This window comes from Nocardioides sp. Z21_20 (genome assembly GCF_059766585.1).
On sequence record NZ_JCBAJX010000003.1, the window covers coordinates 38401 to 59374 of the forward strand.

28 protein-coding genes are annotated in these 20974 nt (G+C 69.3%); 8 read left to right on the plus strand and 20 right to left on the minus strand.

The genetic code is table 11. The features are described 5' to 3' along the window. Nucleotides 1–17: 17 nt before the first annotated feature. The gene (locus AC6EH9_RS06655) at nt 18–2120 is read right to left on the minus strand and encodes a DNA gyrase/topoisomerase IV subunit B (RefSeq protein ID WP_498421720.1); all 2103 of its coding nucleotides are present in this window, start codon (nt 2118–2120) and stop codon (nt 18–20) included. A 265-nt stretch (nt 2121–2385) separates the two neighbouring features. Between AC6EH9_RS06655 and AC6EH9_RS06660 the strand changes: the two genes are divergently transcribed. After that, the gene (locus tag AC6EH9_RS06660) at nt 2386–2619 is read left to right on the plus strand and encodes a DUF7455 domain-containing protein (protein ID WP_460798842.1); all 234 of its coding nucleotides are present in this window, start codon (nt 2386–2388) and stop codon (nt 2617–2619) included. A 126-nt stretch (nt 2620–2745) separates the two neighbouring features. Continuing rightward, nucleotides 2746–3222 carry a DUF456 domain-containing protein gene (locus tag AC6EH9_RS06665; protein WP_498421721.1) on the plus strand — a complete coding sequence of 159 codons (477 nt, stop codon included), beginning with the start codon at nt 2746–2748 and terminating at the stop codon, nt 3220–3222. 13 nt (nt 3223–3235) lie between these two features. On the opposite strand, the gene AC6EH9_RS06670 is transcribed toward AC6EH9_RS06665, so the two are convergent. Further along, the gene (locus tag AC6EH9_RS06670; protein WP_498421722.1) at nt 3236–3868 is read right to left on the minus strand and encodes a hypothetical protein; all 633 of its coding nucleotides are present in this window, start codon (nt 3866–3868) and stop codon (nt 3236–3238) included. 171 nt (nt 3869–4039) lie between these two features. Then, nucleotides 4040–5509, minus strand: a complete 1470-nt coding sequence (locus tag AC6EH9_RS06675) for an RNA polymerase sigma factor (protein ID WP_498421723.1) — start codon at nt 5507–5509, stop codon at nt 4040–4042. A 638-nt stretch (nt 5510–6147) separates the two neighbouring features. On the opposite strand from AC6EH9_RS06675, the gene AC6EH9_RS06680 reads away from it, so the two are divergent. Together AC6EH9_RS06680 and AC6EH9_RS06685 are read left to right on the plus strand one after the other, a co-directional pair. After that, nucleotides 6148–6384 carry a hypothetical protein gene (locus AC6EH9_RS06680; protein ID WP_498421724.1) on the plus strand — a complete coding sequence of 79 codons (237 nt, stop codon included), beginning with the start codon at nt 6148–6150 and terminating at the stop codon, nt 6382–6384. After that, entirely contained in the window at nt 6381–6701 is a 321-nt protein-coding gene (locus tag AC6EH9_RS06685; RefSeq protein WP_498421725.1) for a hypothetical protein, read from the plus strand. Before AC6EH9_RS06680 ends, AC6EH9_RS06685 begins: the two co-directional genes overlap by 4 nt. A 244-nt stretch (nt 6702–6945) precedes the next feature. Here the strand turns inward: AC6EH9_RS06685 and AC6EH9_RS06690 are convergent, their stop codons facing one another. From AC6EH9_RS06690 to AC6EH9_RS06745, 12 genes are all read right to left on the minus strand, one after another. Next, a complete protein-coding gene (locus AC6EH9_RS06690; protein ID WP_498421726.1) occupies nt 6946–9399 on the minus strand; it encodes a phage tail protein in 2454 nt (817 codons plus the stop codon). A 55-nt stretch (nt 9400–9454) separates the two neighbouring features. After that, entirely contained in the window at nt 9455–9766 is a 312-nt protein-coding gene (locus AC6EH9_RS06695) for a hypothetical protein (RefSeq protein WP_498421727.1), read from the minus strand. Nucleotides 9767–9813: 47 nt separating this feature from the next. Further along, nucleotides 9814–10005 carry a hypothetical protein gene (locus AC6EH9_RS06700; RefSeq protein ID WP_498421728.1) on the minus strand — a complete coding sequence of 64 codons (192 nt, stop codon included), beginning with the start codon at nt 10003–10005 and terminating at the stop codon, nt 9814–9816. 44 nt (nt 10006–10049) lie between these two features. After that, nucleotides 10050–10397, minus strand: a complete 348-nt coding sequence (locus AC6EH9_RS06705; RefSeq protein ID WP_498421729.1) for a hypothetical protein — start codon at nt 10395–10397, stop codon at nt 10050–10052. A 104-nt stretch (nt 10398–10501) separates the two neighbouring features. Further along, nucleotides 10502–11326, minus strand: a complete 825-nt coding sequence (locus AC6EH9_RS06710; protein ID WP_498421730.1) for a hypothetical protein — start codon at nt 11324–11326, stop codon at nt 10502–10504. Further along, nucleotides 11326–11457: a hypothetical protein gene (locus tag AC6EH9_RS06715; protein ID WP_498421731.1), complete on the minus strand. Its 132-nt coding sequence runs from the start codon at nt 11455–11457 to the stop codon at nt 11326–11328. Before AC6EH9_RS06715 ends, AC6EH9_RS06710 begins: the two co-directional genes overlap by 1 nt. Before the next feature lie 34 nt (nt 11458–11491). Beyond that, nucleotides 11492–11701 carry a hypothetical protein gene (locus AC6EH9_RS06720; protein WP_498421732.1) on the minus strand — a complete coding sequence of 70 codons (210 nt, stop codon included), beginning with the start codon at nt 11699–11701 and terminating at the stop codon, nt 11492–11494. Continuing rightward, the gene (locus tag AC6EH9_RS06725) at nt 11701–11835 is read right to left on the minus strand and encodes a hypothetical protein (protein WP_498421733.1); all 135 of its coding nucleotides are present in this window, start codon (nt 11833–11835) and stop codon (nt 11701–11703) included. Before AC6EH9_RS06725 ends, AC6EH9_RS06720 begins: the two co-directional genes overlap by 1 nt. A 164-nt stretch (nt 11836–11999) precedes the next feature. Beyond that, nucleotides 12000–12386, minus strand: coding sequence for a hypothetical protein (locus tag AC6EH9_RS06730; protein WP_498421734.1), 387 nt, complete (start codon nt 12384–12386; stop codon nt 12000–12002). Further along, nucleotides 12383–12739 carry a DUF2742 domain-containing protein gene (locus tag AC6EH9_RS06735; RefSeq protein ID WP_498421735.1) on the minus strand — a complete coding sequence of 119 codons (357 nt, stop codon included), beginning with the start codon at nt 12737–12739 and terminating at the stop codon, nt 12383–12385. Before AC6EH9_RS06735 ends, AC6EH9_RS06730 begins: the two co-directional genes overlap by 4 nt. After that, nucleotides 12736–13005 carry a hypothetical protein gene (locus AC6EH9_RS06740; protein ID WP_498421736.1) on the minus strand — a complete coding sequence of 90 codons (270 nt, stop codon included), beginning with the start codon at nt 13003–13005 and terminating at the stop codon, nt 12736–12738. Before AC6EH9_RS06740 ends, AC6EH9_RS06735 begins: the two co-directional genes overlap by 4 nt. A 121-nt stretch (nt 13006–13126) precedes the next feature. Next, the gene (locus AC6EH9_RS06745; RefSeq protein ID WP_498421737.1) at nt 13127–13309 is read right to left on the minus strand and encodes a helix-turn-helix domain-containing protein; all 183 of its coding nucleotides are present in this window, start codon (nt 13307–13309) and stop codon (nt 13127–13129) included. A gap of 112 nt (nt 13310–13421) precedes the next feature. Here AC6EH9_RS06745 and AC6EH9_RS06750 point away from each other — a divergent pair, with 112 nt between their 5' ends. The 3 genes from AC6EH9_RS06750 (at nt 13422) to AC6EH9_RS06760 (ending at nt 15613) form a co-directional block, all read left to right on the plus strand. Beyond that, complete coding sequence (locus AC6EH9_RS06750) at nt 13422–14069, plus strand: hypothetical protein (RefSeq protein WP_498421738.1); 648 nt, start codon at nt 13422–13424, stop codon at nt 14067–14069. Continuing rightward, nucleotides 14070–15152 (plus strand): tyrosine-type recombinase/integrase, encoded by a 1083-nt coding sequence (locus AC6EH9_RS06755; protein ID WP_498421739.1) that lies wholly within the window; start codon nt 14070–14072, stop codon nt 15150–15152. Nucleotides 15153–15298: 146 nt separating this feature from the next. After that, entirely contained in the window at nt 15299–15613 is a 315-nt protein-coding gene (locus AC6EH9_RS06760) for a hypothetical protein (RefSeq protein ID WP_498421740.1), read from the plus strand. A 9-nt stretch (nt 15614–15622) separates the two neighbouring features. Here AC6EH9_RS06760 and AC6EH9_RS06765 read toward each other — a convergent pair whose 3' ends face one another. Beyond that, nucleotides 15623–16192 carry an HhH-GPD-type base excision DNA repair protein gene (locus AC6EH9_RS06765; RefSeq protein ID WP_498421741.1) on the minus strand — a complete coding sequence of 190 codons (570 nt, stop codon included), beginning with the start codon at nt 16190–16192 and terminating at the stop codon, nt 15623–15625. 31 nt (nt 16193–16223) lie between these two features. Continuing rightward, on the minus strand, nt 16224–16625 hold the full coding sequence (locus tag AC6EH9_RS06770) for a universal stress protein (RefSeq protein WP_498421742.1): 402 nt from the start codon (nt 16623–16625) through the stop codon (nt 16224–16226). Nucleotides 16626–16755: 130 nt separating this feature from the next. Here AC6EH9_RS06770 and AC6EH9_RS06775 point away from each other — a divergent pair, with 130 nt between their 5' ends. Next, nucleotides 16756–17232 (plus strand): hypothetical protein, encoded by a 477-nt coding sequence (locus AC6EH9_RS06775; RefSeq protein WP_498421743.1) that lies wholly within the window; start codon nt 16756–16758, stop codon nt 17230–17232. A 5-nt stretch (nt 17233–17237) separates the two neighbouring features. Here AC6EH9_RS06775 and AC6EH9_RS06780 read toward each other — a convergent pair whose 3' ends face one another. The 3 genes from AC6EH9_RS06780 to AC6EH9_RS06790 are packed head-to-tail and all read right to left on the minus strand — an operon-like array spanning nt 17238 to nt 20915. Beyond that, on the minus strand, nt 17238–18704 hold the full coding sequence (locus tag AC6EH9_RS06780; RefSeq protein ID WP_498421744.1) for a glutamate-cysteine ligase family protein: 1467 nt from the start codon (nt 18702–18704) through the stop codon (nt 17238–17240). A gap of 9 nt (nt 18705–18713) precedes the next feature. Further along, a complete protein-coding gene (locus tag AC6EH9_RS06785; protein WP_498421745.1) occupies nt 18714–19844 on the minus strand; it encodes a carboxylate-amine ligase in 1131 nt (376 codons plus the stop codon). A gap of 48 nt (nt 19845–19892) precedes the next feature. After that, nucleotides 19893–20915: a DUF4192 domain-containing protein gene (locus AC6EH9_RS06790; protein ID WP_498421746.1), complete on the minus strand. Its 1023-nt coding sequence runs from the start codon at nt 20913–20915 to the stop codon at nt 19893–19895. Nucleotides 20916–20974: the final 59 nt, after the last annotated feature.

A 20974-nucleotide genomic window follows, 5' to 3' on the forward strand; every position in this document is an offset into this window, starting at 1 on the left:
GGCCGCCCAGCCCAGACTCAGGCGTCCAGCGCCTCCACGTCCACCTCGTAGGCCCCCTGGACGATGAACTCCTTGCGGGGAGCGACGTCGGAGCCCATCAGCAGCTCGAAGACCTTGGCGGCTGCGTCGGCGTCGTCGACGGTGATGCGGCGCAGGGTCCGGTGACGGGGGTCCATGGTGGTCTCCGCCAGCTGGTCGGCGTCCATCTCGCCGAGGCCCTTGTAGCGCTGGACGGGGTCCTTCCAGCGCACGCCCTTCTTCTTCAGCTCCGCCAGCTTCCGCTGCAGCTCGTCGTCGGAGTAGGTGTAGACGTACTTGTCCATCCCCTTCTTGGGGTTGGACAGCTCGATGCGGTGCAACGGCGGCACCGCCGAGTAGACCCGGCCCTGGGCGATCAGGTCGGGCATGTACTTGAAGAACAGCGTCGCGAGCAGGCACCGGATGTGGGCGCCGTCGGAGTCGGCGTCGGCCATGAAGATGATCCGGCCGTAGCGGGCGGCCTCGATGTCGAAGGTGCGCCCCGAGCCGGCGCCGACGACCTGGATGATCGAGGCGCACTCGACGTTCTTGAGCATGTCGCCGACCGAGGCCTTCTGCACGTTCAGGATCTTGCCCCGGATCGGCAGCAGCGCCTGGAACTCGGAGTTGCGGGCCAGCTTCGCGGTGCCGAGCGCGGAGTCGCCCTCCACGATGAACAGCTCGGTGCGGTCGTTGTCGGCCGCCCGGCAGTCCGCGAGCTTGGCCGGCAGCGCCGAGGACTCCAGCGCGTTCTTGCGGCGCTGCGTCTCCTTGTGCTGCCGAGCCGCCAGCCGGGTCTTGGAGGCCCCCAGGACCTTCTCCATGACCAGCTTGGCCTGCGCCTTCTCGACGCGCTTGGAGGAGGTCAGGAACTCCTTGAGCTCCTTGGCGACCACGTTGCGTACGACGGAGCGCGCGGCGGGCGTGCCGAGGATCTCCTTGGTCTGCCCCTCGAACTGCGGCTCGGCGAGGCGGACCGCGACCACCGCGGTCATCCCCTCGAGCACGTCGTCCTTGATCACGTCCGCGTCGTTGACCTTGAGCACCTTGGTCTGCTTCATCACCTCGTTGAACGTCTTGGTGACCGCCTGCTCGAAGCCGCTGAGGTGGGTGCCGCCCTTGGGCGTGGCGATGACGTTGACGAAGGAGCGCAGCTCCGTGTCGTAGCCGGTGTTCCAGCGCACGGCGACGTCGACGACCAGCTCGCGCTGCACCTCCTGCGGCGTCATGTGCCCCAGGTCGTCGAGCAACGGCACGGTCTCGGTGAAGCTGCCCTGGCCCTGCAGCCGCAGCACGTCGGTGACCGGCTCCCCGCTGGAGAGGAACTCGGTGAACTCGGCGATGCCGCCGTCGTGGCGGAAGCTCTCCGCGACCGGCTCCTCGCCGCGCAGGTCGCGGATGACCAGCTCGAGCCCGGGCACGATGAACGACGTCTGGCGGGCGCGGGTGATCAGCTCGTCGTAGACGAACGTCGCGTCGCGGGTGAAGATCTGGCGGTCGGGCCAGAAGCGGATCCGGGTGCCGGACTTGCCCTTGGCCACCCGCTTGCCCTTGCGGGTCAGCCCCGACTGCGGCGTGAACGGCCGGCCGGGTCCCTCGCCGTCGAAGACGCCCGGCGCGCCGCGCTGGAAGGACATCCCCTGCTGGGCGGGCGAGCGGTCGACGTCGACGTCGAGGCGCGAGGAGAGCGCGTTGACCACCGAGGCGCCCACGCCGTGCAGGCCGCCGGTGGCGACGTACGAGCCGCCGCCGAACTTCCCGCCGGCGTGCAGCTTGGTGAAGATCACCTCGACACCGGGCAGCCCCGTCTTGGGCTCCTTGTCGACCGGGATGCCGCGGCCGTCGTCGTAGACCTCGACGGAGTCGTCGGCGTGCAGGGTCACCTCGATCCGGGTGGCGGCGCCGGCGAGCGCCTCGTCCACGCCGTTGTCGATGATCTCCCACAGGCAGTGCATGAGGCCGCGGGTGTCCGTCGAGCCGATGTACATGCCGGGACGCTTGCGCACCGCCTCGAGGCCCTCCAGGACCAGCAGGTGCGCCGCGTTGTAGGTGTTGTCGATCTTCTTGCTCCCGTTGTCAGCGGTCTTGATCGTGCCTGCCACGTGATTCCTGTCCAGCTCGTCGTCGTCGCGCCCGAATCTACCCGCGACGCGCCGAACCTTCGCGAAGGCACGCCTACCGCGCCCCTCACCGACGGGCCGCTACAGTTCCGCAATCGGCGTTCGAGTCGCATGCCTCCCGGGGGGTCCGCGGTCGAGGGTTGAGCAGTGCGAGACTGGGTAGGAGTCCCGTGGTTGGATGGAGTGGTCCGGAACACCTAGCCGCACGGAATCTTTTATCCCGGACGCTACGTTGGACCAGACGACGATGGAGAGAAATGAGGCCGATGTGACCACTGCAGTTGCCCCCAGCACTGCCGCCTTGACTGCGGCTGACCGTTGTGACCGTTGCGGAGCCCAGGCCTACCTCCGTGTAGAGCTGCAGGCTGGCGGCGAGCTCCTTTTCTGCGCCCACCACGCCCGCGAGCACGGCGACAAGCTTCGCGAGGTCGCCGTCGCTGTCGTGGACGAGACGCACAAGCTCGAGAGCAACCCGTCTTGAGTCTCCCGATTACCGCCGACTGATCCCAGACTGCGAACGGCCCCGGACCTGCTGGTCCGGGGTCGTTCTGCATGTCGGCGCGATCCGTGACCCGAGCGGTGCGGGCGGCTGTGACAGGCTGACCCCGTGAGTCTCCTCGAAGTCGGCGTCGCCCTGGTCATCCTCGTCGGCTTGGTCGGCATCATCGTCCCGGTGCTCCCGGGCACAGTCCTGGTCCTCGGCGCGATCCTGGTCTGGGCCGTCGAGGTCGGCGGTCCCACCGCCTGGGTCTGCTTCGCCGTGGCGACCGCCCTGCTGGCCGCCGGGACGGTCGTGAAGTACCTGCTCCCGGGACGCCAGATGAAGACCGCCGGCGTGCCCGGGTCCACGCTCTGGCTGGGCGCCGCCGGCGCCGTCGTCGGGTTCTTCGTGATCCCGGTCGTCGGTCTGCTGGTCGGCTTCGTGGTGGGCGTCTACCTCGCGGAGCTGCGCCGGGTCGGCTCCGGCGCCGCCTGGCCCGCCACGGTCTCCGCGCTCAAGGCCGTGGGGGCCAGCATCCTGATCGAGCTCACCGCAGCGACCGCCGCCACCCTGGTCTGGGTGGGCGGGGTCCTCGCGACCTGAGCCAACCGCTCCGTCAGTCGCGCGCGACCAGGCGAGTGAGCTGACGGCGGCGTCCCAGCCAGTCCACCACGGTGTCGCCGTCCGGCTGCTCCCCGGCGGTCCTCACCGCGACGCGCAGCCCCTCGGGCAGCCCCAGGCACCGGCGCGCGATGCGGATCAGGGCGGTGTCGGCGGCGTAGTCGAGGGTCATGTCGTAGGTGCAGCGGCTCGGCGTGCCACCACTGCGCAGGCGCCAGCCGTCGGTGCGCACCAGCGCGTAGTCCGTGCCCTGGAAGGTGCCGCCCGCGAAGGCGAACTCGGGGCCGGCCTGGCCTCGATCGGTGTCGAAGTAGACGGTCAGGCTGCTGCCGCTGCGCCAGCTGCGTCGCAGGTCGGCGTGGGTGACGCGGACCCGGACCTCGTTCGCGTTGACGACGCGGACCCGCCTGAGGTCGGCCCCGTGGGCGATGTCGCCGGCGGCGTCGGTGAAGACCGCGGTCGCACGTGCGGCGCTGGCGCTCTCGCGCGGCGCCTGGGCCTGGGCCTGCACCGGTGCGATCTGGACCATGGAGGCGACGGCTCCGGCCGCCAGGAGGCCCGCCACGGTACGGCGACGCCGGGCGGGGCGTGCGGCTCGACTGCGGGGGCTGATGCGGGGGCTGGTCATGGCGGTTCCTTCCTGGGGGGTGGTGCGCTTCGCCCCAGCATGCGACTCCCCCGCGCCCGCCGTACAACCGTTTTTCGTCCCGCCCGGGGCCACCGGGTCGCGGCCCGGAAACGACGAGACCCCCTCGCCGCTCAAGAGCTGAGCGGCGAGGGGGTCTCGTCGAGGAGCGGGTCAGTCCAGGTAGTCGCGCAGCACCTGCGAGCGCGAGGGGTGACGCAGCTTCGACATCGTCTTGGACTCGATCTGACGGATCCGCTCGCGCGTCACGCCGTAGACCTTGCCGATCTCGTCGAGCGTCTTGGGCTGGCCGTCGGTCAGCCCGAAGCGCATGCTGACCACGCCGGCCTCCCGCTCGGAGAGCGTGTCGAGGACGGCGTGCAGCTGCTCCTGCAGCAGCGTGAACGAGACCGCGTCCGCGGGCACGATCGCCTCGGAGTCCTCGATCAGGTCGCCGAACTCGGAGTCGCCGTCCTCACCCAGGGGCGTGTGCAGCGAGATCGGCTCCCGGCCGTACTTCTGCACCTCGATGACCTTCTCGGGGGTCATGTCGAGCTCCTTGGCGAGCTCCTCCGGGGTGGGCTCGCGACCCAGGTCCTGCAGCATCTGGCGCTGCACGCGGGCCAGCTTGTTGATGACCTCGACCATGTGCACCGGGATGCGGATGGTCCGCGCCTGGTCGGCCATGGCGCGGGTGATCGCCTGCCGGATCCACCAGGTCGCGTAGGTGGAGAACTTGTAGCCCTTGGTGTAGTCGAACTTCTCGACCGCGCGGATCAGACCGAGGTTGCCCTCCTGGATCAGGTCCAGGAAGAGCATGCCGCGACCGGTGTAGCGCTTGGCCAGGGAGACCACGAGACGCAGGTTGGCCTCGAGCAGGTGGTTCTTGGCGCGACGCCCGTCCTCGGAGATCCACTCGAGCTCCTCCTGGACCTTGGCGCTGATCTTGCCGCCCTTGGCCAGCTTCTCCTCCGAGAAGAGGCCGGCCTCGATCCGCTTGGCCAGCTCGACCTCCATCTCGGCGTTGAGGAGGGGGACCTTGCCGATCTGCTTGAGGTAGTCCTTGACCGGGTCGGCGGTGGCGCCGGCGACCATGACCTGCTGCTCGGGCTCGTCGGTCTCGTCGGCGGCCGAGACGACGAACGTCGCCTGCTTCTCGTCCGCGACGATCGTCGGGTCCGTCTTGACGTCCTTCTCGAACTCCTCGTCGGGAATGTCGGGGAGGACCTTCTTCCCGTCGGGGCCGACCACGAGGGGGGCCAGCACGGCGGCTGCCACCTCGACGGCGACCTCGGGATCGGGCTTCGCTGCGCTCGCCTTCTTGGCGGCCGTCTTCTTCACCGGCGCCTTGGCCGCGGCCTCGCCCGACTTCCCGGCTCGCGCCGTCGTCGTCTTGCGCGCACTCGACGCGGCCACTGCGCGCCCGGTGCTGGCGGGGATCTGCACCGAGATGCCGAGGCTGCTGAGGTGACCCAGCAACGCCTTCAGGTGGCGTGGCTCGACGGCAGCGTCTTCGCTGGCCCGGCGGACCTCATCCGGACTGACCGTCCCGGTGGGCGTACCGCGTTCGATGAGGGTGGCGACGGCGGGGTGCGCCAGCACCTCGGCGGGGAGCGTCTTGCGTGGGTTCGAGGACACGAACACCTCTCGTGAAAGACATAGGGGCGCGGCAAGGCCCGGTAACGTCAACTGCCGCGAGTTGTATTCTGCCACGACCCTGGTGAGGCGGACGCCCTACCCCGGTTTCGACACCGAGCGCGGCACCCGCCGCTACCGGGTCAGTGGCCCGGAGCGGGGCCCTGGGCGGCCTTGGCGGCGGCCTTCTTCTGCTTCTTGTGGCCCCTCGTGGTGGCTAGCGGTGACTGTCATAGTCCCCACCGCTCGCGACCTGCGACAACGCTATCTGACCCGGTGAACACCGGTGAGCGTTTGTGGACGTCCTGCGGACTCTGTGCGGACTGCCACGCCATGAAGGGGGGTGGTGCGCCGGCAGCCCGCTGAGCGCTCGCGACGTGACGCGTCACGTGAGATCACCGTGCCGGCTGGGCGCCTGGAAACGCCCCCGGACATGAAGAAACCCCGGTGCTGGAACACCGGGGCCAGGTCCCTCTGGAAAGGGAAAGTAAGTGACTGAGACAGAACGTACTACCCCTGCGCCCGAAAGCGCTACCCCTACCCTCGAACTCGCTGCGCCGTGGTGGCGCAGTGCACCCAATCCGCCGTGTGTGGAGTGGTGCGAGGTCGACCACTCCCCCGGCGAGTTCACCTGGGGCGGATCGTTCGTGTGCAGCAAGACCATCGCCAAGACGGACCTGTTCACCGTCGAGGCACTGATGCTCACGAGCGTGGACGACGACGCAACCGAAGGCGTCTACGAGACGGACGCTCCGACGGTCGACGTCAAGGTCAAGCCGACGCTGGACGTCCTGGCGCCGGCGCAGGCGCGAGAGTTCAGCGTCGCGCTGGCCCTCGCCGTCTCCGAGGCCGCGGCTGTGTGCGAGAGGACGGTCACGGCATGAGCGGCGCCCGTACCGTCATCGAGGGATTCCACCGCACCGACACCGAGGGGCGCTCGGTGAGCTTCAACGCGGGCATCTCCGACCCGGAGGGACTGATCAAGTACCTACGGACTGAGCAGGACGTCCACGGCGCCCACGACGTGCACCCGGTGGTGCTCATGCTGGAGCACGACGGCGGGACTCCCGGCAACCACGTCGGAAGTGTCTCCGTCATGACCGATGAGGAGAGCAGGCTGGCTATCGTCGAGCGTGCAATTCACGTTCTCGAAGCCGTGCGTGACGGGCTTCGAGAGGCCGGCCATCACGATTGGGAGTGAGACATGACCACGATGACACCTCGCGAGGCCGGCGCCTTGTTGGCCGCCTCGGCGCCGCCACCAACGCCCCAGCAGATCGAGGCGGCAGCGCGCATCCTCGCGAGCGTGCCTGAATCCGATCCGGGCCACTAGTCCAGGGCCCAGACAGCACAGAAGGCCCCCGCCATCCGAAGTGGCGGGGGCCTTCTGTTGTCAGGTGCTAGCTAACTAGCGGGTACTTCATCGAACGCCGGCGTTCGAAGGCTCAAACCCTCCCAGCCCACGACTCGCGACGGATGACTTCCTGAGCCGCACGAGACGGATCAGAGACGCCCTGGATGACGATCTGGCGCGGCTGCTGAGCCGCCTGCGGAACCGAGGCCGCCGCCAGCGTGACCCGCGGTCGCGTCACCCGCGGCCCCGTCACCGTCGCCTTGGGGGTCGCCACCGCCTTGCCCTTCGCGCCCTTGCCGCCGAGCCGGCGGTTCAGCGCGAGGATCTCCTTCTCCAGGCTGAGCAGCGACTTGCTGAGCTGCTTGCCGTTGACCTCGAAGACCTGCGCCGCCGCGTACCCGATTCGGTCCGCAGTCGCGTTGGTGGAGTTGAACATCGACTGCGCGTTGAGCAGGTCCGCCTTGGCGCCGCGCGCGAAGTCCAAGATCAGGGCCGTGTTCCCCGAGCCGAGCAGCCCGTTCAGGAACTCATTCTTGGCGCCCATCTTCCGCAGCTTCGCGAAAGCCTGCTCGACCGCCTGCCCGTTGGTGACCTGCTCCCAGCCCTTCGCCAGGGCCTCGCTCACCGTGGCTGCGTCGAAGAAACCAGACTGGAACGAACCCGCGATGGACTCGCGCACCGAAGCGAACTCCGACTTCAACGAGTCGAAGACCGTCCACTTGGCGTCCAGCTTCTTCTGGATCGTGTCGCGCAGTTTCTTCGCCAGCTTTTCGGCCGACTTCTTGACGCCCTGAGCGCCGTCGTCCATGCCCTTGGCGAGACCCTCGGCGAGCCGGTAGCCAGCGCCAGAGACGCCGCCGCCGCGGTTCCACGACGTCAGCGGCCCCTTCTTGACCGGCGAGCCAGGGAACAGATCCTTGATCGCGCCCGCGACCTTGCCGGCCTTGGCCTTGAGGTCGTCGAACTTCTCGTCGATGCCGTCGAGCAGGCCCTGGATCAACTCGCGGCCGGCGTTCTTGAGCAGAGTGCCCAGGTCACCGACAGCCTTGGTGACCTTGCCCGGCAGATCCCGGAACCAGCCGATCACCTTGCCGATCGAATCGCCGACCTTCTTGGCGAAGTCCAGCACCGTCTTGGCGCCGTTGAGGAGCGCCGCACGGAAGTCGATCAGCTTCGAGATGACCTTGAGAACCACCGTGATGATGACGCCCAGGTTGCGGAACATGGTGCCGATCAGGAAGCCCGCCAGCTTGATGAGCGGCGGGAGCACCTTGCCGAGGATGGCCGAGGCGATCTTGAGCACCGAGCCCACGAACTTGAGCACCGTCATGATGATCTTCTCGAGCGTCGGCTGCCACTCGCGGAACTTCACCAGCAGCTTCTGCACGGCCGGGAGCACCTGTGCCTGGTACGTCTTCACGAGCTGCTCGAAGACGGGGCGCAAGTTCTTCGCGACCGCAGTGACGATGCCCATGACGGCCGGGTAGAGCGTGCCGTAGAGGAACTGGCCCAGGCGGGCGATGATCGGGACCACGTTGTTGGCGATGATGCCGGTCACCTGATGGAAGACCGGGAGCATCTTGGACGCCAGGTACGTGGCCAGCGCCGTCACGGCAGGCAGGATCGTGGTGCGGAAGGCGCTGGCCACCGTCTGCAGCACGGGCAGGAAGTTGGTGCGGACCGTCTGCCCCACGCGAGCCAGCACGGGGGCGACTTGAGCCGAGAACTGCTGGGCGAACACCTTGACGTCCGCGCCGATCTTGCGGAGCGTCCCACCGAAGGGCTGCAGCGCCTTGCCGGCGCGAGTGAACACCGGGCCGGACTTGTTCAGCATCGTCACGAAGCGTGTGACCACGGGCAGTAGCGCCGTCCCGATGGTCGCCTTAAGGTCGCCGAACTGCGCCGAGAGGATGCGCTGCTGGTTGGCCAGCCCGCCAGACGTGCGGGCGAAGTCGCCCTGAGCCGTCTTCGTCTGGTTCATGATGAGCGCCTGGGCAGCGAGCGCCTTGGTCTGCGGGTCCAGCGCCTCCTTCGTGGAGGCAATCAGGCCCATCTTGAGCGCCTCGGCCTTGAGCGTGGCGTCATTCATGTTGACGCCGAACTTCTTCAGCGGCTCCGTCTCGCCCGTGAGGCCAGACTGCAGGGCCGCCAACGCCTCTTCGGGGGAGACGTTGTTGAACGACGCAAGGTCGCCCGCGAGCTTCACCATCTGCTGCGACATGTCCGCGGCCTTCTTCGGCGCGAGGTCGAGCGAGACCAGCAGGTTGCCCAGCGAGCCCGTGGCGCCGAGGTAGGCGCTCTTGGTGAGACCCATCGACCTGGCAGCCGTCTCGGATGCCTTGACGATCTGCGCCGACGACTTGCCGAAGACGACGCCGACCTTCGACGTCGACTCGGATAGGTCGGACGCCTCGTCGACCGCGCCCTTGAGGAAGCCTGTGACTGCCACCGCGGCTACCGCAGCGCCTACCTTGAACGCAGCCCCGAAGCGCTTGCCGGCCGACTTGCCAGCCGAATCGACCGGGGCCCCGAGCTGGCGGTTCATCGTGCCACCGAAGCCCCTTAGGCTCGGAGCGATCGTGACAAACGCAGTCCCGATCTCAGCCATCGAGATCACCCCGCGCAGCGTCTCGCACGATCAGCTCGACCTGAGCCAGCACCGCGGACTCGTTGAGTCGCTGGGCAGCCATCCGGAGACGCCCTGCGGCCTTGCGCTTGTCACCCTTGTTGATATGCAACGCTGCGTCCCAGGTGCACGAGAGCAGCACACCCGCGGCATACCCGAGCTCACCCAGGGTCCTGGCCTCGTTGAGGATCGAGAGGGCTCGAGCGTCGTCGTCTTCGCTCTTGGCGATCAGCGCCCGGCGAGCGAGGTCGATCCCGCGGCCGGCATCCTGCATTTCCTGCGTCATGGTGGTTCCTTTCGGTTGCCCGGTGCGCGGAACCGGATTGGTCTTGGTCAGATGAGCTCGGGATGCCATGGGTCATCCGGCATGTCGAAGTCGAAGTCGAGTGGGGCGTCGGGGTGCGCCTCGCTCCACTCGCCCTGTGCGAGCCAGTAGGCGCAGACGGTGCACCCCGGCTTGAAGCCCGAGTCGGCTGGCGCGGGGGTCTCGATCCAGTCCTCGGTCCGATAGCGAGTGAGATGCAACGGGCGACGATCGGGGTCGTTCGCGATCTCTTTGGGCCGGCGTCTCATCCGGCGCCGCCACGGATGGCATAGACGCCACGCGGCTTAGCACTAGGCGCTTCCTCTTCTCCGGACGGGACATTGAGAGCCGCGAGCAAGCGAGCCAGCACGATCCGTTGCTGGCGAAGCTCCACCGCCGCAGGGTGAACGCGGACACCTTGGGAAGAGCTGCTCATGACGCCCTCGGCGTCGAGCACGGTCTGCAAGCGGTCACACAGGTCACGCGTCCGGCAGGTCTCGTGGAGCAACTGACGCTCGTGCTCGTCAAGGTCGAAGTCGGCTACCACGGCGCGCCACAAGGCGCGGCCAGACCGTTGCAGGTCACCGGGTGGTTTGGGTGCCGTTGCGGCCATTCTGGGCCTCCTAGGGCCGATTGTTTGGGGAGTCCGTGGGGGGTCTTCGCCTATGCCAAAGAGGTGCGGAGCGGGTGACCGATGGGGGCCACCCGCCCCTCTCCTCAGGCCGACGCCTGCGGGACGCGGATCGTGTTTGACGGGAACCGCTGCTGCTCCACACGCACGCGAGCCCGCTCGGCATTGGTCTGCTCACGCTCACTGACCGCAGCGACCCTGTCTCGGTACTGCTCGAAGGTCGCGAGCGACAGGGAAAGGCCGGCCTCCACGACCGCCCGGGCGCTGGTGACGTTGTGAGCGACGTCGAAGCCTCGACTCCGCTGGGAGATCGGCGTGAGGTCGTCGACATCCGTCACGATGAGGGCCTTGGTGCCGTCCGATACGGCTGCCAGCCGGGTCGCAAGGGCAAGGAAGACCCAAGCTTCCTCGACGCGCTCAACTCGCAGCAGGGCCTCTCGAGCGACTGCCCAAGGTCCGAGCCGGGTGGAGTCCAGCGAGCTGACCATCTTGTGGTCGTCAAGTCGCAGCGTGCTCGTCCCCAACACTTCCCGGGCCTTGGCGATGTCGTGCTCGGCAGCCTCCACGACGGGGCGCATGGTCTCGATCAGCACAGGTGCGTGCTTGACCAGGGCCGCCTTGCGGGCGTCCTCCTGCCTGCCCTCCTGTGCCGCGGAGATCGCGCCGGAGTGGTGCACGAGCAGCATCCGTGTGAGCGCGGTTCGGACCGCCTCGTCAGTGGCAGGGTCGCGTCCGTCCACCTGTGCCGCCATCGCAGCTTCGAGCACGCCGCCGGCATTGGCCGGATCGAACTTCAGGGTGGCGTTGTCGATGTCGGCGAAGGCTGCCTCGACCTTGCTCGGCATGGAGAGTCCGAGGTGGCGGAAGTGCTGGCGGACCTGGGAGAGGGTGGTGTGTGCGGTGATGGGCATCAGTTGCTCCTGTTGTTGTCGGTGGTGGACGGCTTGGGGGCGAAGATGAAGCGGCGCGAGTGGGGCTGCGATCGTGCGATCAGCTCGCGCAGCCAGGCGCGCCTCTCTTCGGCGGGATCGTTCTCAGTCATCGGGTGCTCCTCGCTTGCGGGCATCGGGTGCTCCTTAGTTGGTGGTGCTCACGTGGGTGGCGCGGGTGGTCTGCTGCGGACCGGCGTCGAGTCGTCCTCGCTGAATGCCTCTCCGTCGCCGCTCGCTGTCGAGCTCGAGGAGCGTCATGTGCCAGCCGCGTTCCCGAAGCCAGCAGATAAGGCGGGCGGTGTCTCGACCGCTGAGCATCTGGTCAGGAATGAGCTCGAGCTGCTTGGCGTTCATCACGCCTCCTCGTCGTGGGTGCCGCAGTACCAGCCGCCAGAGGCAGCGATGTTGGCGAGGTGGCGAGGGTCCGCGAACGTCCCGCGGTTGCAGCCGGGATGGGCGCAGTCGAGCCAATAGGACTGGATGGTCATGGGGTTGGGGTTGCCTTCCGTGTGAGGTCGGTGGGTGGTGCAGAAAGAAAGAGAAGGCTCAGGCTGAAACGTCACGTTTGAGGTGTGACATTCGGTCGAAACGTCACGGTTTGTCCGAGACGTTTCGGACCTAACGTCACGGTTTTTCCGTGACGTTTCGGCGGTCATGCCGCTCTCCTGATGTGGATGGGGCAGGGCTTCGATGGGGTGTCGAGTGGCCCCTTCTTGACGTCGTGGGCCGGCACGATCAGGCACATGGGGATGGACCCGACGCCGAGGAAGCCCAGGTCCACGGCCTGCTTGACGGCCTCGGAGACGCGCTGGCGAGTCAGGGGCACGACGGCCCCGGTCTCGTGGTCGACGGTGCCGAGGACGAGTGCGATCTCGCCGCGCTTGAACCGGGCGTGCCCGTCGTTGTCGTGGCAGCCGTAGGCCAGAGCCACCACACGCAGCCAGCGCGGCAGTCGGTGGTTCCCCGAGCGCTCGTGCCAGACGTCTTGGTAGTGGCGTGCCCACGCGACGCTCTCGAGGTGCTTCTTGGGGCGCTTCATGCCTGCTCCCCCGCGGCCCACTGCTCCCACTCGCGAGCAATGTCCTCGAGCGTGCGAGGGTCAGGCTTGAAGCCACGGCCCGTCCATGACTCGCGGTGCTCGTCACGGCGGGCGAAGAACTCAGCGTCGTCGAGAGCTTTGTGGGCACGGCTGCCGGCCAGGACTTCCGCGAGCAACCGCACTTCGAGCTCGTCTCCATCACGAGCCCAGCTCTCAGCGGCGCGGACGACCGAAGCCACCTTGCGGCGATCGGCATCAGGCAGCGCCAGCCACTCCGGTGACCCGTAAGGGATCGGATGACCTTCGGCCGCCGCCATCATGCGTGCCGCCCACTGCCTGCGCTCGGCGCTCACCAGAGAGCCAGTTCCTCGATCGCCTCACCGAGCGCGACAGGCCCCGGCTTCGGCTTAGGTGGCACCTCTTCTGCCACCGTGACCACGTATCCCCGACGCTCCGCAGCCGCGATGACGTCCAGGCCCCGATGGCGGGAGCAGTTCCAGACCTTGAGGCGCGGCAACCACATCGGGGAGGCGCAACCCGCCTGGACGATCAGCTCCCGCGCCATGAAGCCGGCGACGTTGGCATAGCTCGGGCCGAGGGTGACGGTGATGCTCTTCATCGGCCATCACCGAGTGACGGGTTGTCGAGAGTCTGCGTAAACTCATGAGTAGTCGCCAGCCAGTGACTACTAGCCGCCTCGAGTGCCAGCTCGGGGCGGTTTCTCCTTGCGCAGGTATCGGTCACGCCAGCACGCCCTCTCGAGCGGCCGCGATGAACGCCTCCACGTCCTCGACGGCGTAGAGGACCCGCCTGCCGACCTTGAACGACTTCGGACCCTTGTTCTTGTGGCGCCAGTAGCGGACGGTCTCGGCCGATGTTCGCAGCGCATCGGCGACTTCCTGGGTAGTCAGGTACTTGCCCATCTCCCTGCCCCTCTCAACGTTGACCACCGCGAATCGGCGGTGTCTCTGTTGACAGGTTGCCCGACAGTATGCCACTGTTGACTAACTCGCACTGGACAGAGATGAGAAGCAGATGACCGAGGGCCTCGTTACGATCAGCAGCGAAGTGATGGACCGCCGCAGCGGGCGCGTCGGTTGGGCGGTGGTCGCCGCCTACGTGCAGAGCGAACAGGGTGACCCCGTCTGCGTCGAGTTCCGCGTCAGGCAGATCCGGCGCGGGGAGCGGATGTTCGACGATGTCGTGAACCTGCATCAGGCACTGGAGGCCATGGAGAGTCAGGCTCGTGACGAGGCCCTCGGCGAGGGGCCGTTCGACCCGGTCGGAATCCCCCGCTACGTCTTCGAGCACGCCTCCCAAGGCCGACTGCTCGAGAAGGCGCGAGAGAGCCTTGCGAGGGGGTCGAAGGCGACGAAGTCCCTGTCCGCTGAGGCGAAGGCACTTCTCACCCCGAAGGCCCACAAGCCTGGACGACCGCCCCAGCGATCACTGCTTGAGAAGCTCCGCATCCTCGCCGCCGTGGAGAAGGCGCAGGCCGAGGGTCGGACGCTCGAGTATGTGGCCAGTGAGTTCCACATGAGTCGATCAGCGGTGCGCGACCTGCTTTCGTGGGCGCGACGTGACGCAAGTCCACGACTGTTCACGGGCGGCCAACAGGGCCGCAAGGGTGGACAGATGACGGACGAAGCGCGAACGATGCTGCGCCACCTCGAGGCCGAGTAGATGGCCAGCATCCAGAAGCGCGACAACGGCAAGTGGCGAGCCCGCTACCGCGATGTTGCAGGCAAGGAGCACGCGCGCCACTTCGATCGCAAGACTGACGCTCAGCGCTGGATTGACCAGGTAACGGCCTCCGTGGTCCGTGGGGACTACGTGGACCCGAAGGCCGGCAAGGTCACCGTGCGCGACTACGGAGCCGCCTGGGAGGCCGTGCAGGTCTCTAGCGAGGGCACCAAGCGCATCGTGGACAACGCCCTACGCCTGCACCTCTACCCCGCCCTTGGGCAGCACCCGATCGCAACCGTGCGCCCTTCTGCGGTGCAGGGCTTTGTGAAGAGCCTCGAGAGCAAGGGCCTGTCTGCTGGTTCGGTGCGCGTGATCTACCACGTCACCTCCCAAGTCTTCTCGGCCGCGGTGGACGACCGGCTCATCGCGTCGTCGCCGTGTCGCAAGATCCGCCTGCCGAAGGGCGAGGGGGGCGAGGTTGTGCCGCCCACGCTCGAGCAGGTGATGGCAACGGCGGACGCGATCGGCGACAGATGGCGCGCCGTCGTCATCACGCTGGCCGGGTCCGGACTGCGCATCGGAGAGTTGCTGGGCCTACAGGTCTCGGACGTTGACTTCCTTCGGCGAACTATCCGCGTCGAGCGCCAGCGCATGCAATCGGGTCAGGTTGCCCCGGTGAAGTCGGCGTCATCTCGGCGCACCGTCCCGGTTGGCCAGGTAGTGATCGACGCGCTCGCCGCTCACCTGGCGGCGTACCCGAGCGATGACGCGCTTTTCGTCGACGAGCTCGGCGAGCCGCTCGCCTACCGCCGCTGGAAGACGCTGTGGACGCACGCAGCCAAGGTGGCCGGCGTGGACTTCACCGCCCATGGACTGCGGCACTTCTTCGCCTCGGCGCTCATCTCGGGCGGCGCCTCGGTCAAGCAGGTTCAGACAGTCCTCGGGCACGCGTCCGCGGTCATCACATTGAAGACCTACGCGCACCTCTGGCCCGGCGACGACGACCGAACTCGGGACGTCATGGACGCGGCGCTGACCGCACTGTCAGTCACCCCTACCGACATGCAGACTGCCAAATGACCCGCGCCGCAGTTCACGAAGCCGGACACGCATGGGCGTACTGGCGTGCGCGCTTACCCCTGCGCTACATCACCATCCGTCCAACCGACCCGACCACATCAGGCATCTGCAGGCCATGGAGACCACGGCGCATTCCTGTGGGCACCATGAGCTTCGTTGCGAGTGCGGGCCCGATCGCTGAGGCGCAGCACATCAAGAATGACGCGGAGGATCGGTTGCTCGAGTGGAACGACTATCTCGCAGCCGCTGTTCTGACCGGAGGTCATGACGACCTCGGCAAGTCGAGTGGAATGCTCGACGATCCGACATCCACCCGGGCTATCCGCTCACTTGTCGTGGCGGACTGGGCCGCGGTCATCGGTCTGGCGCGCGCGCTCGACGAACTCAAGACCATCGACGGGCGGACCGCCTTCGCCCTTCTTGCGGACTCTGTGCGGACTGAGGTGGCCAAGAATGCGTAACGCCGCAGGTCAGCCCGCCTGCGCCTTGGCCGCGGCCTTCTTCTGCTTCTTGAAGTCACGGACGCGCTGCAGCGAGTCGGGATCGACGACGTCGGCGACCGAGCGGAACCCCTCCAGCGCGTAGTCGCCGACCGCCTGCTCCCACCCCTCGGGGCGCACGTCGCACTGCTTGGCCAGCAGCGCCACGAAGATCTGCGCCTTCTGCTTGCCGAAGCCGGGAAGCTCCATCACCCGCTTGAGCAGGTCCTTGCCGGAGGTGGCCTCGGTCCACAACCGGGCGGCGTCGCCGTCGTAGCGCTCCTCGACCAGCGCGGCGAGCGCCTGCAGCCGGGCCGCCATCGACCCCGGGAAGCGGTGTACGGCGGGCGGGGTCGCGCACAGCGCGGCGAACTCCTCGGGGTCCGCGCCGGCGATGCGCCCCGGATCGAGCGACCCGAACCGCTCCAGCACCTTCGCCGGTCCGCGGAACGCGTGCTCCATCGGGTACTGCTGGTCGAGCATCATCCCGGCCAGCAGCGCGAACGGATACTCGTCCAGCACGGCGTCGCTGCTGGACTCGCCAGTGATGTGGAAAGCCATGGCGTGAGTATCGCGCACCGACCCCGGCGGGTCAGGCGTCGGCCTTCACCGCCAGCACCGGGCAGTGCGCGTCGAGCAGCACCCGCTGGGCGTTGCTGCCGAGGATCAGCTTGCCGACCGGCGAGCGCCGGCGCAGTCCGATGACGATGAGCTCGGCGGAGCTGGCCTCCGCGATGCTGATCAGGTCCTCGGCCGGCTCGAAGCCACGCACCAGCTGGCGCAGGTCGTACTCGACGCCGGAGTCGTCCAGGCGCGCGCGCACCGACGCGAGCTCGGTCTCGACCTGCGGCGCCTCCCGGTCGAACTCGTGCCCTCCGCGGTGCGAGTTGACGACGACGAGCTTGAGGCCCCGCAACTCGGCCTCGGCGATCGCCTTCTCCAGAGCGGCCTCGCCCTCCGGCTTGGGCACGTAACCCACCACCACGGTCCCCATGGACCCTCCTCGTACGAGACACGACGCCGCGAACCGGGCGTCGTTGGCACCGTAGCCGATCCCCGTGCAGGAGGGCATGGGTTGTGGAGGACTCTGAGCGCCACACCCCGGGTTGCGGCAGGCTGCACGGGTGGACCCGCCGCCGCTCGCCCACCCCCTGGCGGCAGACACGGTCCGGGCGGACGGCGCCCTGCACGAGCCGGTGCCCGCCGGCGAGCGGGCTCGCTGGCGCGCGGCCGTGGCGGAGCTGAACGTGCTCACCCGCGGGCGGCGGCAGTTCGCGCCCGCCCTGCACGCGGGCACGCCCGGCGGGGCCCGGGAGTCCCTGGTCGCCCCGCCCACCCCCGAGCTCGACGCGGCGCTGCGCACGGACCTGGTGGTGGCCCTGCTCGACCGCGCGCTGCGCCACGGCTCGGCCCCCGCGCTGTGGCTCACCCGGTGCGGCGAGCTGACGGTGCACGACGAGGACGCCGCCTGGCTGGGCGCCACCGAGGGCGCGGCGCTCGAGTGCGGGCTCACGCTGCCGCTGGTGATCGTCACCCGGCGGGGGTGGCGCGACGCGCGCACCGGCGTGCGGCGCGAGTGGGTCCGGCTCCGTCAGCGCTGAGGCGGCTACTCCCAGGTGTGCACCGGGTCGTTGGTGTGCATCCGCTCGCGGTAGTCGCGCAGGGACGAGCGCAGGGCGTCGTACCGGTCGACGCGTGGGCCCTCCTGCCGCATCCGCCGCACGAACCACTCCGCTCCGTTGCTGCCGAGCAGGCAGCGCTGCTCGATGATCCCCAGCAGCCGGTCGCGCTCGGCGGCCTCCACTCCCCACGCCTGGAGCCCGTGGTCGGCCAGCGGCAACAGGCGGCGCAGGGTCAGCTCGGCGGCCCCCACCTGGCCCACCCCGGGCCAGTAGAGCTGCGCCTCGATGCCCTGCCGGGCGGCGACGTGGAAGTTCTCCTCCGCCGCGCTGAACGACATCTGCGACCACAGCGGCCGCTCCCCCTCGGCCAGCGCGCGGACCAGACCGAAGTAGAACGCCGCGTTGGCCATCGTGTCCGCGATCGTGGGCCCGGCCGCCAGCACGCGGTTCTCGACGCGCAGGTGGGGGACCCCGTTGGCCACGTCGTAGACCGGGCGGTTCCAGCGGTAGACGGTCCCGTTGTGCAGCCGCAGCTCGCCCAGGTGGGGCACGCCGCCCTGCTCCAGGACCTCCAGCGGGTCCTCGGGCGCGGTGATCGGCAGCAGCGCGGGGAAGAACCGCACGTTCTCCTCGAAGAGGTCGAAGACCGAGGTGATCCAGCGCTCCCCGAACCAGACCCGCGGCCGGACCCCCTGGGCCTTGAGCTCGTCGCTGCGGGTCTCGGTGGCCTGCTCGAAGAGCGGGATCCGGGTCTCGCGCCACAGCTCCTTGCCCAGCAGGTACGGCGAGTTGGCGCCGATCGCGAGCTGCACCGAGGCGATCGCCTGCGAGGCGTTCCAGTAGGCCGCGAACTGGTCGGGAGACGTCTGCACGTGGAACTGGGTGCTCGTGCAGGCCGCCTCCGGCATGATCGTCTCCGACGTCGTGCGCAGCCGCTCGGCGCCGGCGATCGAGATCTCGATGTCCTCCCCGCGGGCGTGCAGGATCTGGTCGCTCAGCAGCCGGTAGCGAGGGTTCGCGCTCAACGCGCCGGGGCCCATGTGCCCCTCGGCCAGGGTGGGCAGGATCCCGATCATCACCAGGTGGGCCCCCACCGAGGACGACCGGCTCTCGGCCGCGTTGAGGCTGCTGCGCAGGTGGGACTCGAAGGTGGCCAGGCCCCCCTCGCGCAGGCGGGCCGGCGGCACGTTGATCTCGACGTTGAACTGCCCGAGCTCGGTCTGGAAGTCGGGGTCGGCGATCACCGCGAGCGCCTCGGCGTTCTTCATCGCCGGGTCCCCGGCCTCGTCGACGAGGTTGAGCTCCACCTCCAGCCCGGTCATCGGGTCGTCGGTGTCGAAGCGCTCCTCGCGCAGCATCCGCGCGAAGACGTCCAGGCAGCGCCGCACCTTCTCCCGGTACCGCGTGCGGTCGGTGCGGGAGAACTCCTGTGCTTCGACCTCTTCACCCATGAGCGAACCTTAGTCAGACCACGAGGACTCGGTGCGTGCGACGAGGTCGTCGACCACGGCTGCCAGGTCGCCCGCGCGCTCGAACGCCGCCCGCTGGCGCGCCGCGCCGCCCACGGCGAGGACCCGCTCGATCCCGGTCGCCACGAACGACGCGTCGCCCGCCTCGGCCAGGGCCGGGGCGACCGCCTCGGCCAGCGACTCGAGCACCTCCCGGGCGGGTGCCAGCACGCCCTGGAGCGGATGCACCAGCGAGCCGGCGGTCCCGTCGCGCGAGGCCCGCCAGTGTGCGGCTCTCAGCAGGTCGCTGCGCCACGACGGCGCCGGGCGCTGCTCGTGCCACTCCCGGGCCGCGGTCTCCACCAGGGCGCGGGCCAAGGCGGCGACCAGCCCCGTGTCGAGGGGGTCGGTGCACACGTCGGCGACCCGGATCTCGACCGTCGGGTGCGCCGCGCTGAGCCGGGCGTCGAAGTAGAGCATCCCCGGGTCGAGCGCGGCGCCGTAGGCCTGGAGCCGGGCGGTGACCTCCCGGTAACGCGCGGCGCTGCCGAACGGCTCCGCGGGCCCGGCGGTCGGCCACCGTCCCCAGACCTGGGCCCGCCACGAGGCGTAGCCGCTGTCCGCGCCGTCGGCGTAGGGCGAGTTGGCGCTCACCGCGAGCAGCACCGGCAGCCACGGCCGGATCCGGTCCAGGACCGCGACGCCCTCCTCGTCGGAGTCCACCGCCACGTGGACGTGCATGCCGCAGGTGCCGCCTGTGCGTCCCACCGCGCCGAAGGTGTCCACGATCGAGCGGTAGCGGTCCTCGGGCGTGACCCGGGACGGCCCGGCGCTGAAGGGCAGCGTGCCGGCCGCCACCGCGACCGCCTGCGCGGCGCGCGCGGCGCGACCTGCGGTACGCCGGGCGGCGACCACCTGCTCCAGGGCCCGGTCCAGCTCGACGACGGGATCGGTGTGGGTCTCGACCTGGTGCAGGAACAGCTCCTGGTCGAGGTCGCCGGTGGCCGTCGCCGCGGCGGGGACCAGCGGGTGCTCCGGGTGCTCGCGCCGGTGCTTCATCACCCGGTGCGAGCGGGCGGTGACCTCCCGCGTCTCCGGGTCCACCAGCAGCAGCTCCTCCTCGATGCCCAGGGTGCGTGTCATGCGCACGTCGTACCCACCCTGACGGCCGCCAACCGCGGAGGTGTGCCGTCACACAGGGTCGAAGGCGGCCAGCCCCACGGCCGCCGGCGGCTCCCAGGCCGAGGGCGGTACGGCGTGGATGAGCGCCTGCGCCACGTATCCGGCCAGCCGGTAGTCCGGCTCCACCGCGGTGCAGCGGTCGACCGCGCACCAGGCGAGCGCGCCGTGTCCCGACAGCCATGCCGCGAAGGCCAGCAACCCGCCGGCCGGCGCCGCGAGCGCCACGGGAGCGCGGCGCAGCAGCCCCGTCCACAGCTCGACATGGCGCGTGGCGCCGCGCTGGTCCATCAGCGACCAGGCCACGTCGCGCAGCTCGATCTCGCGGACCCCGGCGAGGATCCGGGCGGCCTCCGCGTCGTCAGGCGTCGAGCGCTGCTCGAGGTGGCGGCGCAACGTCGCCCGCAGCCAGGCGGCCTCGGCGGCGAGCTGGCCTGGCTCCCCCAGCCGCTCGAGGGTCGCCAGCGCCGGCGCCAGGGCTCCGGGGTCGAGCACCTGCGCGGGCGCGAGGGTGTCGGCCAGCTCCGCCCGGGAGGCGTGGGTCACCTGCCCCTGGAGCACCGAGCGCACCAGGAACGGGTGCGCCGAGACGTCGTAGGGGATGCCCGCGTAGGTGGCCGGCGGCCGGCCCGGCAGCATCGGGAACCAGCGCCGGCCGTCCGCGCGCAGCACCTCCAGCACCTCGATGCCGGCCGAGGCGAAGTGGACGCACAGCGCGTCGGCGACCCGGACGGCGTCACCGGCGGCGTCGGTGTAGAGCACGAACACGACGCGACCCAGCCGGTGGCGCAGCACCGGGTCGAGCAGGGCGGCGACCATCTCGGCGACCTCCCCCGGGTCGTGCGCGTCGGGCAGGTCGATCCGCGCGTGGAAGGGACGGGCGGGCTCAGCGCCCGCGGGTCGCTCCCGCGCGTCGGCCGATGCCGCGAAGGTCAGCATCACCACCGAGCCGTGGGGGACGAAGCCGAGGACGACGGGGACCAGGGCGAGCAGGTCGTCGGGCGTCTGCGCGGTGTAGCGGGTCGAGGAGGTCATGGCTGCCTCCTGCCCCGGGGCTTCGACTCCTCACCCGGCCCCTTCCCGCCTGTGGAGAA

Excerpts from the sequence above, each read along its gene's own strand:
- AC6EH9_RS06730 (WP_498421734.1), bottom strand. The coding sequence starts at position 12,386 with ATGAAGCGCCCCAAGAAGCACCTCGAGAGCGTCGCGTGGGCACGCCAC.
- AC6EH9_RS06745 (WP_498421737.1), bottom strand. The coding sequence starts at position 13,309 with ATGGGCAAGTACCTGACTACCCAGGAAGTCGCCGATGCGCTGCGAACA.
- AC6EH9_RS06660 (WP_460798842.1), top strand. The coding sequence starts at position 2,386 with ATGGAGAGAAATGAGGCCGATGTGACCACTGCAGTTGCCCCCAGCACT.
- AC6EH9_RS06790 (WP_498421746.1), bottom strand. The coding sequence starts at position 20,915 with ATGACCTCCTCGACCCGCTACACCGCGCAGACGCCCGACGACCTGCTC.
- AC6EH9_RS06785 (WP_498421745.1), bottom strand. The coding sequence starts at position 19,844 with ATGACACGCACCCTGGGCATCGAGGAGGAGCTGCTGCTGGTGGACCCG.
- AC6EH9_RS06765 (WP_498421741.1), bottom strand. The coding sequence starts at position 16,192 with ATGGCTTTCCACATCACTGGCGAGTCCAGCAGCGACGCCGTGCTGGAC.
- AC6EH9_RS06715 (WP_498421731.1), bottom strand. The coding sequence starts at position 11,457 with ATGACTGAGAACGATCCCGCCGAAGAGAGGCGCGCCTGGCTGCGCGAG.
- AC6EH9_RS06705 (WP_498421729.1), bottom strand. The coding sequence starts at position 10,397 with ATGGCCGCAACGGCACCCAAACCACCCGGTGACCTGCAACGGTCTGGC.
- AC6EH9_RS06710 (WP_498421730.1), bottom strand. The coding sequence starts at position 11,326 with ATGCCCATCACCGCACACACCACCCTCTCCCAGGTCCGCCAGCACTTC.
- AC6EH9_RS06725 (WP_498421733.1), bottom strand. The coding sequence starts at position 11,835 with ATGACCATCCAGTCCTATTGGCTCGACTGCGCCCATCCCGGCTGCAAC.
- AC6EH9_RS06750 (WP_498421738.1), top strand. The coding sequence starts at position 13,422 with ATGACCGAGGGCCTCGTTACGATCAGCAGCGAAGTGATGGACCGCCGC.
- AC6EH9_RS06720 (WP_498421732.1), bottom strand. The coding sequence starts at position 11,701 with ATGAACGCCAAGCAGCTCGAGCTCATTCCTGACCAGATGCTCAGCGGT.
- AC6EH9_RS06780 (WP_498421744.1), bottom strand. The coding sequence starts at position 18,704 with ATGGGTGAAGAGGTCGAAGCACAGGAGTTCTCCCGCACCGACCGCACG.
- AC6EH9_RS06760 (WP_498421740.1), top strand. The coding sequence starts at position 15,299 with ATGAGCTTCGTTGCGAGTGCGGGCCCGATCGCTGAGGCGCAGCACATC.
- AC6EH9_RS06690 (WP_498421726.1), bottom strand. The coding sequence starts at position 9,399 with ATGAACCGCCAGCTCGGGGCCCCGGTCGATTCGGCTGGCAAGTCGGCC.
- AC6EH9_RS06770 (WP_498421742.1), bottom strand. The coding sequence starts at position 16,625 with ATGGGGACCGTGGTGGTGGGTTACGTGCCCAAGCCGGAGGGCGAGGCC.
- AC6EH9_RS06670 (WP_498421722.1), bottom strand. The coding sequence starts at position 3,868 with ATGACCAGCCCCCGCATCAGCCCCCGCAGTCGAGCCGCACGCCCCGCC.
- AC6EH9_RS06740 (WP_498421736.1), bottom strand. The coding sequence starts at position 13,005 with ATGAAGAGCATCACCGTCACCCTCGGCCCGAGCTATGCCAACGTCGCC.
- AC6EH9_RS06755 (WP_498421739.1), top strand. The coding sequence starts at position 14,070 with ATGGCCAGCATCCAGAAGCGCGACAACGGCAAGTGGCGAGCCCGCTAC.
- AC6EH9_RS06695 (WP_498421727.1), bottom strand. The coding sequence starts at position 9,766 with ATGACGCAGGAAATGCAGGATGCCGGCCGCGGGATCGACCTCGCTCGC.
- AC6EH9_RS06685 (WP_498421725.1), top strand. The coding sequence starts at position 6,381 with ATGAGCGGCGCCCGTACCGTCATCGAGGGATTCCACCGCACCGACACC.